Genomic DNA, 14,026 nt, shown 5'->3' with positions numbered 1-14,026 from the left:
AATCAAAGCCATGGATATCGAACTTCCCCAGAGAAGCCCAATACCTTATGTACCGACTTCATCATTACCTCGGTTTGAACTAGCTATTGATAGTGAACAGTACGACCACGCATTCGAACTTGACCCCCACCTTATCGCCACGCTCTCACGCCGACACATTCTTCTTCTGGATACCAGTATCTGGATTCGGCTGGCGGATAGAAACGATGAACTGGCCGCTCAGATCGCAGACAGACTAATACGTCTTAAAAATGCAGAAAAAATCATCTGTCCGCTTGCCCCACCAACCATATGGGAGTTGCGCAAACAGACTGGAGCGTCCCTGACACGCATGGCTGAACTCATGGAAGAATTGAGTGAAAACGTGACTTTTCGCTCGCACGAACAGATCTTCGATCATGAAATTGAATCTTTTCTGAGCTATTTAATAACGGGAATTTTTACACCACTCTCTCTGAATCAACGCTTTGGTCCCTTATTGAGCTATCTCGCTCCGGGCTATCGACTAATCAAAGCCGAGGTTTCACTAACTCAGCAAGGGAATGCTCACCTCCATCAATCCGTCTCGTCGATGAGACTTACAACCTTGGTGAAGTGGCTAGGCGACAAGTCCAGCCCTCCCTTGTCGTCAAAGTACGACCCCTTGACTGCGTCCAGACAACGCCGAGAGTTGGCTGGCAATTCCGTAGACCTTGCCCGCCGCATCGAAACCGAATGTGTTGCTAGAGAACATGTTCTTCCCCGTCTTAAAAAGATGCAGGCTGACATGACGATATCGGAGCGACTCCGAATAACGTCGAAGATCGACGCACTGCCCAGGAGTCGACGGTACGGAAGCGCTATTGAACACCTGCTTCGCTTTACCCCTGCGCTCGCTGCCCTTGTTGAAGTACAAACCATTAGTGGCTTAGACGTCACACGAAAGAACTCACCCAACGATTTTTTTGATCGTGAATTATTGATTTATGCCTTGGCCTATTCGGGGTCATTTGCTGCGATCGACCGATGGATCTCAAATCTGGTCGCCTTGTCCCGACAAGGCCGTTATTCTTCGTTTTATGAATTTGCTAACAGCCTTGAAGCGTTGAACTCCCTGCTTGATCGACATACCTAGTCTAGCGATCCTGTAATTTGCACTTTGAGCATTTAATCATTGTGGTTCCAATGCCCAAGATCGATCATCTCATCAGCCATTACAGCAGGTTTAGGCGCCTGCGACATGAATTCCTCCTGCCGATAGCCACCAAGGTGTAGAACATCGCCTCTCATCATCCCATCACCTCGCCTGGCCGCTGCCGGAACGTGGCCTTGTCCTGATTTGTCCTATCCTAATCCTGAAACGCTTGGGTGACAGCTTCGACGATTTCCGCCCACACACCGGGTTGCCGCAACACAGGCATTTCTTTGGCAAGCACATTGCTGAGTTCGCCACGGCTTTGCTCAAGCGAGCGCAGCACCCTGTCCGCCTGTTGATCCGGCATCTCGACCACTTCCTTGAGTGCAGCACGTGCCCGTGCATGGCTGCGCAGGTAACGAGACTCTTCGCGCATCTGTTCGGTCAGTGTCCGCCCGATGACGTTGGACAGGAACACCACATGAGGCCCCAGATCGGGATAACGCCACAGCGGCCTGGCCTGTTCGGCACCGTGGAAGGCGAAATTCGACACCACGCCATCCGGGTAGGTAGTCCGCACTGGCTCGAACACGATCTGCTCTCGCACGGCCTGTATCAGGGGCTTGGACACCTCATCCAGCACCCGGTCATAGCCGCGCCGCTCCCCGGCGTCGTCCGTGATGACGGCGGATACGGGCAGAATTACAGGCTCCGGGATCACGCCATCACGACGCAAGACGTCGTTGACCAGGAAGCGATGCACACGGCCATTACCGTCGGCCAGCGGGTGGATGTAGACAAAGCCGAAAGCAGCGACTGCGCTGCGCATCGTGGGTGACTGACCTTGCGTTCTTTCCAGGAACGTCTGCAGCCCGTCCAGCATCGCAGCGATCTCGTCAGCCGGTGGCGCCACGTAGTGCACGACCTCCTGGTAGCGCACCGTCTCGCCGACGAACACGGGAGACTGGCGCATCCCGAAATGGGTAATCGTTGTCCGATTACCCAGGATTTCCTGCTGCAACTCGGCCAGCGCGGCATCGCTAAACGGTAAATCTCCCTGACCGGTACGCCGCGCCATCACATCCGCAAAACGCTGCACCCGCCCTGCCCGATCGGCTTCCCCTTCGATGGCGAAGCTTGCTTTGCTCTCCCGCAGTGTCATCCAGACTGCCGCCCGCATTAACAGGTCTTCGCCAAACTCGGCGGTCAGTTCCCCAAACAGGCGAGGAACGTCCAGACTGGCAGCCCGATTCACCGCATCGGTCTTGACCACCATGGGGCAAAAACGCCGAGTCCCCGGTAAGTTGTCGTTCACCCGCCAGCGCTGCACTTTGACGACCCGGTCGGGTGATGCCGCCACCAGTTTGGCATCGTCAATGGCATCGATGTAATTCCCCCCCAGGCGCTCCGGCGCCGCCAGCGTCTCTCCCGTCAGCCACTCGTACAGGAAGGCGGCCCGACGGGCATACTGCCCAGTCGGTTCGGCCATGACCCAGGCTTGAACGAAATCCGGACCGCTTCGCTCGAAGAGGCGAGCGAGGAATTCCAGATGGGGTACCTCGTGACGAAGGTGAAACTGCAGGTGCGCCGCTGGCTCCGCACTTGGTCGCATGGCTTCCGTGTAGACCTCCGAGCGGAAGCCGTTGTCGACCTGCGTCGCGCGCCGTCCCCCGATCTGGCTGACCACGGGCAGCCTCCCCAGTGGCATCACACCGTAGGTCTGCGCCAGCCAGGCAGCACCAATCGGCTCCGTCGGTAGTCCGGTCATGCGGCGTCTCCAGGAAATACAGCTTTCGTTTGCTCAAAAACAATGATGCAAGCAAGGAGTCGGCATCCACTAGATTAAGGTTGCGTCAAATCAATTTCATTCAATGCTCGTTGCTCAAAAACGATTATGCGGCAAATTAACTCGCCCTCCAACCCTCTTCAAAGAGCGAGCAGAAATGATCTGAATATACACAGCAGGGTCTTCGACAACAGTCGTACCCGACACCGAGGCCCCAAAAAATCCCTAGAGGAACAAGATTCCTGGAGGCTTAGTACCGGTCTTGCACCGACCAGGATGTCGAGCTTTATGGAAGATCACCTTGGCGCTGCTCCGCCAAGATGTCCTCGAGCGTGCGCACATGCCCAAGCTTTGCCAGCCTCAGTCATAGCCAGCTGCTTCGAGCAGGCGTACCAGCACAGACACGCTCATATCGCCCTTGGCCAAGGTTTCCATGCGCGTCACAGTTGTGCGTGAAACCCCCGCCCGCTGTGCGAGTCCATCCTGACTTAGCCGCGCTTCACGGCGAGCACTCCTGAGCATCTCGGCAACATCGGCAAGTGTTGTCACTGTGTCCCCTGGGCATCTAAATGGCAGTTAATTAACAACAATGTAGCCCTCGGGATACATTAATTAAAGTAAGTCGATAATTCAGCAGTCCTCCCCATACCAATGATGACCCGAAAATTGCCACCCGAATGGGCGGCTTTGTCTTCGAGCAAAAACTGCCACCATGTATGTCAGGTCAGTATAGGCATGTATGTCTCGCTGACGGCCCATGCATCGACCATGTTCGCCCACTCTTGGAGCATGTGACGACGCTGTTTTGAATACTCCGCCTTGTTGTAGACCGACCGCGAAGAGCGTCCGCTTTCGTGTGCAAGGCACTTTTCGATCCAGTCACCATTGAAACCAGCTTCGTTGAGCAACGTGGAGCCCGTTCGCCTCAAATCATGGACGGTGAATGGCTCCAATGGCAACCCCGCCTCTTTCGCCCGTTCAGCGATTAGCTGTGTGACGCGGTTCAGCGTGGCCTTCGACATGCATCGATCCGCGTCGTATCGTGAGGGCAATACATACCTTGATCCGGCGGCACATGTGCGCAGTGCGATCATGATGTCGAGCGCCTGAGAAGACAGGTACACATTGTGCGCCCTCCTCCCCTTCATGCGAGCCTTCGGGATAGTCCATACAGCCGCCTCGAAATCAACCTTGTTCCAAGTTGCCTCAATCAGTTCGCTCTTGCGCACCAGCGTCAGCAGAATCAAACGCAACGCGAGCCGAATGGCAGGATAGGTCGGTACACGATCCAATTGCTGATGCATCAACTGGATTTCCACCTGAGATAGCACCCGATCTTTGGGCACGAACATAGCGATGGATCCCGGGCCAAGTTCGTCGGCAGGATTGGTCACCTTCTCCCCGTGCAGGTTGGCGTAACCATAGATCTGCTTGACGATGTCACGCACATGAATCGCCGTCGCTGGCGCCCCTCGCTCTTTCACTCGCATGCACAGTGCGCGCAGATCCTCTACATGAACCTCTCTCAAAAGGCGCTTGCTGAAGGTCGGCAGGATGTCGCGGTCCAACACGCTCTTACGCATCGACCGCGTCGAATCAGCCATGGTGGCCCCGTAAAGCCACTGGATCGCATGGTCACTGAAAGTCTTGGTTTCGGGGCCGCGGGCCTTCTCTCGCCGCTTCTGCAGGGCTGGTGAAATGCCGTCGCGCACCAATTGCCTGGCATCCAACAACTTTTCCCGTGCCGCGGCGAGCGAGATGCCACCAAAACCGTAGCGACCAATAGTCAGCGTCTCGCGCCGGCCATTGATGCGGTAGTCGTACCTGAAGGAAATGGAGCCCGTCGGCAGAATAGCCACGTACATGCCATTGCGGTCAGCAACTTTGTAAAGGGTCGCGCGAGGCTTGAGGTTTCGAAGGGCAAGGTCTGTGAGCATCTAATTTTTCTCCTGATCGAGACGGCCAATTGCCGTCACCAATCAAGAGGCATACAGATGCCCGCGAACCTGCATGAAACCTAGCTTCAGGGATCAATTTCTACCGTCACAGACGGTATTTCTGTGACCGCCAAATCTTGCCCCAAAACGGCCTAGCGCAAAGAACTCGTTCGTACCGTTAGCGATACCGTCAAATTCGTCGCCTGGCAACGCCTGACTCGTAAAGGTTTCAGATGAGAAAACAATTTAAATCAACAGCTTACGAAGCCTGCGCTGCCAGTGAATTATCTTTGCAGGCTTGTTTAACGCATTGATTTATATGGGGAAAAATTAATCCCTACTCCCACTCGATCGTCGCCGGCGGCTTCCCCGAGATGTCGTACACCACCCGGTTGATGCCCCGCACCTCGTTGATGATCCGGTTGGACACCCGTCCGAGCAGGCTGTGCGGCAGTTCCGCCCAGTGCGCCGTCATGAAATCCTGTGTCTGCACGGCGCGCAAGGCGACCACGTATTCGTAGGTCCGTCCATCCCCCATCACCCCCACGGATTTGACCGGGAGGAAAACGGCGAAGGCCTGGCTGGTCTTGTCGTACCAGTCGGCGGCGCGCAGTTCGTCGATGAAAATGGCGTCGGCCCGGCGCAGCAGGTCGGCGTACTCGCGCTTGACCTCGCCGAGGATGCGCACCCCGAGGCCCGGACCCGGGAAGGGATGGCGGTAAACCATCGCGTGCGGCAGGCCGAGCGCGATGCCGAGTTCGCGCACCTCGTCCTTGAACAGTTCGCGCAGGGGTTCCAGCAGCTTGAGATTGAGCGTCTCCGGCAGGCCGCCGACGTTGTGGTGGCTCTTGATGGTGTGCGCCTTCTTGGTCTTCGAACCGGCGGATTCGATCACGTCCGGGTAGATGGTGCCCTGCGCCAGCCATTTCGCGTTGGGCAGCTTCTTCGCTTCGGCCTGGAACACTTCGACGAATTCGCGGCCGATGATCTTGCGCTTCTGTTCCGGGTCGGTCACGCCGGCAAGATGGCCCAGGAACTGCTGCGTGGCATCGACGTGAATCACCTTCACGCCGAGGTTGCGGGCGAAGGTCTGCATCACCTGCTCGGCTTCGTTGAGACGCAGCAGGCCGTTGTCGACGAACACGCAGGTCAGTTGGTCGCCGATCGCGCGATGCAGCAGCGCGGCGACCACCGAGGAATCGACGCCGCCGGACAGGCCGAGGATCACTTCTTCCGTGCCGACCTGTGCCCGAACTTTCTCGATGACTTCATTGACGTAGTCCGGCATGTTCCAGTCGCGCCCGCAGCCGCAGATGTCGTGCACGAAACGGGCGAAAATCTCCTTGCCCTGCAGCGTGTGCGTCACTTCCGGATGGAACTGCGCCGCGTAGAAGCCGCGCGTTTCGTCGGCCATCGCGGCGATCGGGCAGGCCTCGTTGCCGGCGATCACCTTGAAGCCCGGCGGCGGTTCGGTCACCTTGTCGCCGTGGCTCATCCAGACGTCGAGATAGCGCGCTGCGCCGTCGAGGCGATCGTGGATTCCCTTGAACAGCGCCGCATCCCCGCGCACCTCGATCTCGGCGTAGCCGAACTCGCGCTTGCCGGAACTTTCGACCTTGCCGCCGAGCTGCTGCGCCATGGTCTGCATGCCGTAGCAGATGCCGAGGACCGGCACGCCCAGCTCGAACACGACCTGCGGTGCCCGCCATTCCTGCGCCTCGTAGACCGAATTCGGCCCGCCCGAAAGAATGATGCCCGCCGGCCCGAAGGCGCGGATGAACTCCTCGCCCACGTCGAAGGGATGCAGTTCGCAATAGACCTGCTGCTCGCGCACCCGGCGGGCGATCAGTTGCGTGACCTGGGAACCGAAATCGAGGATGAGGATTTTCTGGTGTGCCATTTTCGAGCCCTGAATAAGCAAGGGCGGCCATCCGAGCCGCCCTTCGCTGCAAAAAAACTGGTTAGTCCACGTGGTAGTTCGGCGCTTCCTTGGTGATCTGGACGTCATGCACGTGCGATTCGCGGACGCCGGCGGAAGTGATCTCGACGAACGCCGCCCGCGCGTGCATTTCCGTGATGGTCGCGCACCCGAGATAGCCCATCGAGGAGCGCAGGCCGCCGATCAGCTGGTGGATCACGGCGAGCACCGAGCCCTTGTACGGGACGCGACCTTCGATCCCTTCGGGCACCAGCTTGTCGATGTTGGCGGAACTGTCCTGGAAATACCGGTCGGCGGCGCCGTCGGCCATCGCGCCGATGGACCCCATACCCCGGTAGGACTTGTAGGAGCGCCCCTGGAACAGCTCCACCTCACCCGGCGCTTCCTCGGTGCCGGCGAACAGCCCGCCGAGCATGACGCAGTGCCCGCCGGCGGCGATCGCCTTGCAGATGTCGCCCGAATAGCGGATGCCGCCATCGGCGATCAGCGGCACGCCCGTGTCGCGGATGGCATCGGACACCAGCTGGATCGCCGTGATCTGCGGCACGCCGACGCCGGCCACGATCCGCGTGGTGCAGATCGAGCCCGGTCCGATGCCGACCTTGACGCCGTCGGCCCCGTGGTCGAGCAACGCCCTGGCCGCGTCCCCGGTGGCGATGTTGCCGCCGATCACGTCGAACGGCGGGGAAATTCCGCTTGACCCAGGACACACGGTCCAGCACGCCCTGCGAATGCCCGTGCGCCGTGTCAACCACGATCACGTCAACGCCGGCCTCGGCCAGCAATTCCGCGCGCTCCTCCGTCCCGGCGCCGACGCCGATGGCGGCGCCGACGCGCAGGCGTCCGTGCGGGTCCTTGCAGGCGTCCGGGTGCTCCGTGGTCTTGATGATGTCCTTGACGGTGATCAGCCCGCGCAGTTCGAAAGCGTCATTGACGACCAGCACCCGTTCCAGACGGTGCTTGTGGATCAGCGCCTTGCCTTCCTCGACCGTGGCGCCTTCCCGGACCGTCACCAGGCGCTCCCGGGGGGTCATGATGTTGCGTATCGGCTGGTCGAGATTGGTCTCGAAGCGCAGGTCGCGGTTGGTCACGATGCCGACCACGCGCGCGCCCTCGACCACCGGGAATCCCGAAATCTTGTGCGCACGCGCGAGTTCGACGACGTCGCGCACCGACATGGTCGGCGGGACGGTGATAGGGTCCTTGAGAATCCCCGATTCGAAGCGCTTGACCTTGGCCACCTCGGCCGCCTGCGCCTTGGGGGAAAGATTCTTGTGCACGATGCCGATGCCGCCTTCCTGGGCCAGGGCGATGGCCAGGCGGCTCTCGGTCACCGTGTCCATGGCCGCCGAAATCAACGGCATGTTGAGCGAAATGTTGCGCGTCAGCCGGGTCTGCAGGCGGACATCGCGGGGGAGAACGGCGGAGTGGGCGGGAACGAGCAGAACGTCGTCAAAAGTCAATGCTTTCTGAATTACACGCATAACCTTTAATCCGATGTCACAAAAACGTATTATACAGCATGCGCCACCACTCAGGACGACCATGCGACCTAGACGAACCACCCTTTCCCTGCTTGCCGCCGCGCTGTGCCTGGCGTTGCCGGCCAGCGCGCAAATCTATCAATGGAAAGACCAGAACGGGAAAACCGTGATTTCCGACAAACCGCCCGTCGGCCAGGTCACCCTGCAAAAACAGATCGACTCGGCCTCGCCGGCGAAAACGGGCGCCAAGCAACAACCGTCGCTGGCCGACCGCGAACTGGAATTCCGCAAGCGGCAGAAGGAAGCGCAGGAGAACGCCGAGAAGGCAAAAAAGGATGAAGTCGCCTCCGCCGAACGCAACGAGAGCTGCCAGAATGCGCGCCGGCAATTGCAGGCGCTCGAATCCGGCGAGCGGATCGCCCTGCGCGACGACAAGGGCGAACGCTATTACCTGGACGACGCGCAGCGCGACCAGGAAACGGCGAAAACGAAGCGCTTTCTCGAAGCGCAGTGCAAATGACCTCAGCGCGGGGCTGAGACGCCCCGGCCGGGCGAACCGGATTCCCGCGCAAATTGCCTGAGCCCGAGTAGTCCGCTATCCTTCGAGGCTTGTCCGTTCGCGCCCGAAATCATGAGCATCATTCTCAAAACCCCCGACGAAATCGAAAAAATGCGGGTCGCCTGCCGCCTGGCCGCGGAAGTGCTCGACTACATCACGCCGTTCGTGAAACCCGGTGTCACGACGGGGGAGCTGGACACGCTCTGCCACGACTACATGGTCAACGTGCAGGGCTGCGTCCCGGCGCCGTTGAACTACGCGCCGTCGGGCTACAAGCCGTATCCGAAGTCGATCTGCACGTCGGTCAACCACCAGATCTGCCACGGCATCCCCGGCGAGAAGCAGCTCCGGAGCGGCGACATCGTCAACATCGACATCACCACCATCAAGGACGGCTACCACGGCGACACCAGCCGCATGTTCCTGATCGGCGAGACCTCGATCCAGGCCCGGCGGCTCTGCGACGTCACCTTCGAATGCCTGTGGAAGGGCATCGAGCAGGTCCGTCCGGGCGCCAGCCTGGGCGACATCGGCCACGCCATCCAGCAGCACGCCGAGGGCGCCGGATTCTCGGTGGTCAGGGAATTCTGCGGCCACGGCGTCGGCGCCAGCTTCCATGAAGATCCGCAGGTCGTCCATTACGGCAAGCCCGGCACGGGCGTCGTGCTGCGGCCGAACATGATCTTCACCATCGAACCGATGATCAACGCCGGCAAGGCGGCCATCCGCGCGCTGGCGGACGGCTGGACGGTGGTCACCAAGGACCACAGCCTGTCCGCGCAGTGGGAGCATACCGTCCTCGTCACCGAAACCGGCTACGAGATCCTCACCGTCTCCGAGGGCATGCGCCCGGCCCCCGACTGGGTCGGACCGGCAAATCGATGAAACTCGATGCCGCGGAGCGCACCCAGCTCCTTTCCCGCTACAAGTCGCGGATTCAGAAAGGCCAGCGCGCGCTGCGCGACCAATATCTGTCCAGCTACGACCCCGACCCGGCCTGCCTGCTCTACGAACGCTGCCACCTGATCGACGAGGCGCTGCGCGACCTGTGGACCGAGCTGCACCTGCCCGATTCGATGGCGCTCTGCGCGGTCGGCGGCTATGGCCGCGGCGAGCTGTGGCCGTCTTCGGACATCGACCTGCTGATTCTCCTGCCGGACGATCCCGACCCGGCGCGCGCCGGGCAGCTCGAACAGCTGGTCGGCCTGTTCTGGGACATCGGCCTGGAGATCGGCCACAGCGTGCGCACCGTCGAGGATTGCCTGCGGGAGGCCGACGGCGACCTGACCGTCCAGACGGCGCTGGTCGAAGCGCGGCTGATCGTCGGCAACTACGGCCTGTTCAGCCGGATGGCCTCCGAATTCAAGAAACACCTCGATCCGCAGGCGTTCTACCACACCAAGCGCGTCGAGCAGGAAGAACGCCACCGCCGGTACCAGGAAACGCCGTTCAGCCTGGAACCCAACTGCAAGGACAGTCCGGGCGGGCTGCGCGACCTGCAGACGATCCTGTGGATCGCGCAGGCCACGGGCTACGGCAACAGCTGGCGCGACCTGAAGCGCCACGGCTTCATCACCTACCAGGAAGAACAGGGGCTGGATCGCCGCGAGCGCTTCCTGCAGAACCTGCGCATCCAGCTGCACTACCACGCCGGGCGGCAGGAAGACCGCCTGCTGTTCGATTACCAGACAGCGCTCGCCGAACGGCTCGGCTTCCGCGACAAGCCGACCCGGCGCGCCAGCGAGCAGCTGATGCAGGAGTATTACCGCACCGCCAAGACGATCATGCAGCTCAACACGATCCTGCTGCAGAACATGGGCGCGGCGATCTTCCCTTCGGCCGAGCATGCGCCGATCCTGATCAACGAGCGTTTCCAGAACGCGCACCAGCTGCTGGACGTCACCCACGAGCGGGTGTTCACCGAGCATCCCCCCGCCATGCTGGAAGCCTTCCTGCTGATGGAGCAGCATTCGGAGCTGAAAGGCCTGACCGCGCGGACGATCCGCTCGCTGTGGCGCGCGCGCAAGCTGATCGACGACGACTTCCGGCAGAACCCGCTGAACAAGGAACGCTTCATCGAGATTTTCAAGCAGCCGCGCGGCGTGCTGCACGAACTGCGGCGCATGAACCAGTTCGACATCCTCGGCCGCTACCTGCCGAAGTTCGGCGCCATCGTCGGGCAGATGCAGCACGACCTGTTCCACGTCTACACCGTGGACCAGCACATCCTGCAGGTGCTGCGCAACCTGCGCCGTTTCTCGGACACCGACTTCACCCACGAGTACCCGTTCTGCAGCCAGCTGATCAGCGAATTCGAGAAGCCGTGGCTGCTCTACATCGCCGCCCTGTTCCACGACATCGCCAAAGGACGCGGCGGCGGCCACTCCGAGCTCGGCGCCTTCGACGCCCTGGAATTCTGCGACGAGCACGGACTGGCGGAAGAGGACGCCGAGCTGATCGTCTGGCTGGTGCGCCACCACCTGGTCATGTCCAACGTCGCCCAGAAACAGGACATCGCCGATCCCGACGTGGTCGCCGCGTTCGCCCGGATGGTCAAGGACGAGCGCCACCTGACCGCGCTCTACCTGCTGACCGTGGCGGACATCCGCGGTACCAGCCCGAAAGTCTGGAATTCGTGGAAGGGCCAACTGCTCGAAGGCCTGTACAACCAGACCCGCCGCCTCCTGCTGTCGGGCGGACAAGTGCCGGCGCAGGGCATCATCAGGGAGCGCAAGGAGGAAGCCCTGCGCCTGATGCTCTACCACGGCATTCACGAATCGGCCCACGAACAGCTCTGGAACCAGCTCGACACGGTGTATTTCCTGCGCCATTCCGCCGAGGAAATCGCCTGGCACGCGCGCGCCCTGCACTACCGCATCAACACCGAGGAGCCCGTCGTCAAGGCCCGCCTCAACCCGCACGGCGACGGCATCGAGGTGATGGCCTACACGCGCGACCAGCGCGACCTGTTCGCCCGCATGGTCGGCTTTTTCAGCCGGGCGGGCTACAACATCCTCGACGCGCGCATCCACACCACCAAGCACGGCTACGCGCTGGACAGCTTCATCATGCTCGACGTCACCGGGCGCGACAGCGACCGCAGCATGATCCACTACATCGAGCACGAGCTGAAGGAGCGCCTGCTCCAGCAGGGGCCTCCGGAACGGCCGGCCCAGGGACGCATCTCGCGCCAGGTGAAGCACTTCCCGATCCGGCCGCAGGTGACCATCGAGAACGACGAGAAGGACGCGCAATTCGTCCTTTCCGTCAGCGCCGCCGACCGTCCCGGCCTGCTGTACACCGTCGCCAGCGTGCTGGCCACCCATGGTGCGAGCCTCCACACCGCCAAGATCGTGACCCTGGGAGAACGGGTCGAGGACACCTTCCTGATCACCGGCGGCGATCTCGTCAACAGCGCCAGCCGGATCAAACTCGAAACGGAACTGCTGAACCAGCTGCAATCCTGACCCGGCCCCGCCGCCGGCAACGTCCGGCGATCCGGCAATCATCCCGGCCGCGCATCTCTATTGCATAGGGATGCGCGGCCATTTTCATGGCATAATGCTTTCCGGCTTGTTCACTGACATTGGCATTGCCCTGTCAGTCCTCCCTCCTCGTAGCAACCGTCTACTCCATGAAAGGAAAGCTGCCCATGAATAGAATCGTCTCACTGCCCGTCCTCTCCGCCGTTGCGCTGGCCCTGGCCGCGTGCTCGAACATGCAGATGGGCTCGTCCGAAGCCAAAACGGAAGCGACGGGATCGGCAGGAGGCTCGCAAAGCCAGAACGCCAACAACAAGCTGGAACGCTGCGACGCCTCGCTCGGCACCATCACCCTGGTCGAGGACACCACCGCCCCGTGGTACGGCATCCTCACCGGCCAGTACCGGCTGGGTTCCACCTCGCCGGTGCTCAAGCTGATGATCCAGCAGTCGAACTGCTTCGTGGTGGTCGAACGCGGACGCGCGATGGACAACATGATGCAGGAACGCGCGCTGTCGCAGACCGGCGAACTGCGTTCGAGCTCCAACTTCGGCAAGGGCCAGATGGTCTCGGCGGATTACTCGCTCTCGCCGTCCATCACCTTCTCCAACAACAACGCCGGCGGCATGGGCGCCGCCGTCGGCGGGCTGCTCGGCCCGATCGGCGCGCGCATCGGCGGCAATCTCAATGCCAAGGAAGCCAGCACCCTGCTGACGCTGGTCGACAACCGTTCCGGCGTGCAGCTGGCCGCCGCCGAGGGCAGCGCCAGGAACTGGGACTTCGGCATGTTCGGCGGCATGCTCGGCAGCGGCTTCGGCGCGTCCGGCGGCGGCTACGCCAACACCGCGGAAGGCAAGGTGATCGTCGCGGCGTTCATGGATTCCTACAACGGCGTGGTGCGCGCCGTGCGCAGCTACAAGGCGCAGGAAGTCAAGGGCGGCCTCGGCACGGGCGGCAATCTGGCCGTACAGGGCGCCACCGCCGGGCCGCAGCGCGCGATGACGCTGTTCGAGGCCCAGGACAAGCTCAACGAGCTCGGCTTCAACGTCGGCAAGCCGGACGGCAATCTCGGGCCGCGCACCAAGTCGCAGCTGAGCCGCTTCCAGCAGTCGCGCCGGATTCCGGTGACCGGCGCGCTGGATCAGGCGACCATCGCCGAGCTTTCGAGGTAAGCCTGGAGCCGCGCCGCCCGGACGCCCGCCGGGCGGCGGCGTTCACTCGGACGCGCCCGCCTGGTCCGGGAACAGGAGGTCCGTGAAGCCGAAGCGGCTCATGTCCCGCATGCGCATCGGATACAGAATGCCGTCCAGGTGGTCCGTCTCGTGCTGCACGACGCGCGCATGGAAACCCTCCACGGTCCGGTCGATGCGCCTGCCCTCCGGATCGAAGCCCTCGTAACGCAGGTGCCGCCAGCGCGGCACCACGCCGCGCAAGCCCGGGACCGACAGGCAGCCTTCCCACCCTTCCTCGATCTCCTCGGCAAGCGGCGTCAGCACCGGATTGATCAGGACGGTGTACGGCACGCTGCCGGCCTCCGGATAGCGCGGGTTGAAATCGAAGCCGAAGATGACCACCCGCAGCCCGACGCCGATCTGTGGCGCGGCCAGGCCGGCGCCGTCCAGGGCGTGCATGGTGTCTTCCATGTCGGCGATCAGCGCGCGCAGTTCCGGCGTGCCGAACCGGACGACTTCCTCCGCCCGCTGCAGCAGGCGGGCGTCGCCCATC

The 14,026-nt window shown here is 61.7% G+C and carries 10 protein-coding genes and 1 pseudogene; 5 read left to right on the top strand and 6 right to left on the bottom strand.

Annotated features, from left to right (window positions below; translation table 11 throughout):
• Positions 1–10: 10 nt before the first annotated feature.
• A complete protein-coding gene (locus QM701_RS21910) occupies positions 11–1,114 on the top strand; it encodes a hypothetical protein (protein WP_415169111.1) in 1,104 nt (367 codons plus the stop codon).
• A gap of 214 nt (positions 1,115–1,328) precedes the next feature.
• Here the strand turns inward: QM701_RS21910 and QM701_RS21905 are convergent, their stop codons facing one another.
• The 5 genes and pseudogenes from QM701_RS21905 to guaB form a co-directional block, all read right to left on the bottom strand.
• Positions 1,329–2,882, bottom strand: a complete 1,554-nt coding sequence (locus tag QM701_RS21905; RefSeq protein ID WP_415169110.1) for a Fic family protein — start codon at positions 2,880–2,882, stop codon at positions 1,329–1,331.
• 378 nt (positions 2,883–3,260) lie between these two features.
• Positions 3,261–3,449: a helix-turn-helix domain-containing protein gene (locus QM701_RS21900; protein ID WP_415169109.1), complete on the bottom strand. Its 189-nt coding sequence runs from the start codon at positions 3,447–3,449 to the stop codon at positions 3,261–3,263.
• A 170-nt stretch (positions 3,450–3,619) separates the two neighbouring features.
• On the bottom strand, positions 3,620–4,837 hold the full coding sequence (locus QM701_RS21895) for a tyrosine-type recombinase/integrase (protein WP_415169108.1): 1,218 nt from the start codon (positions 4,835–4,837) through the stop codon (positions 3,620–3,622).
• 337 nt (positions 4,838–5,174) lie between these two features.
• A complete protein-coding gene (guaA, locus tag QM701_RS21890; protein WP_415169107.1) occupies positions 5,175–6,737 on the bottom strand; it encodes a glutamine-hydrolyzing GMP synthase in 1,563 nt (520 codons plus the stop codon).
• A gap of 61 nt (positions 6,738–6,798) precedes the next feature.
• A pseudogene (guaB, locus tag QM701_RS21885) lies at positions 6,799–8,260 on the bottom strand (IMP dehydrogenase).
• Between the two features lie 61 nt (positions 8,261–8,321).
• Here guaB and QM701_RS21880 point away from each other — a divergent pair.
• From QM701_RS21880 to QM701_RS21865, 4 genes are all read left to right on the top strand, one after another.
• Positions 8,322–8,780, top strand: a complete 459-nt coding sequence (locus QM701_RS21880) for a DUF4124 domain-containing protein (protein WP_415169106.1) — start codon at positions 8,322–8,324, stop codon at positions 8,778–8,780.
• 111 nt (positions 8,781–8,891) lie between these two features.
• Positions 8,892–9,704, top strand: a complete 813-nt coding sequence (map, locus tag QM701_RS21875) for a type I methionyl aminopeptidase (RefSeq protein ID WP_415169105.1) — start codon at positions 8,892–8,894, stop codon at positions 9,702–9,704.
• Entirely contained in the window at positions 9,701–12,286 is a 2,586-nt protein-coding gene (locus tag QM701_RS21870; protein WP_415169104.1) for a [protein-PII] uridylyltransferase, read from the top strand. Before map ends, QM701_RS21870 begins: the two co-directional genes overlap by 4 nt.
• Before the next feature lie 185 nt (positions 12,287–12,471).
• Positions 12,472–13,473 (top strand): peptidoglycan-binding protein, encoded by a 1,002-nt coding sequence (locus QM701_RS21865; protein ID WP_415169103.1) that lies wholly within the window; start codon positions 12,472–12,474, stop codon positions 13,471–13,473.
• A 42-nt stretch (positions 13,474–13,515) separates the two neighbouring features.
• Here QM701_RS21865 and QM701_RS21860 read toward each other — a convergent pair whose 3' ends face one another.
• A complete protein-coding gene (locus QM701_RS21860; RefSeq protein WP_415169102.1) occupies positions 13,516–14,025 on the bottom strand; it encodes a peptide deformylase in 510 nt (169 codons plus the stop codon).
• Position 14,026: the final 1 nt, after the last annotated feature.

The organism is Propionivibrio sp., from assembly GCF_047602565.1.
GTDB lineage: Bacteria > Pseudomonadota > Gammaproteobacteria > Burkholderiales > Rhodocyclaceae > Propionivibrio.
Note: the sequence above shows the minus strand (reverse complement) of the source record. Positions and strands in the feature narration are given on the sequence as shown.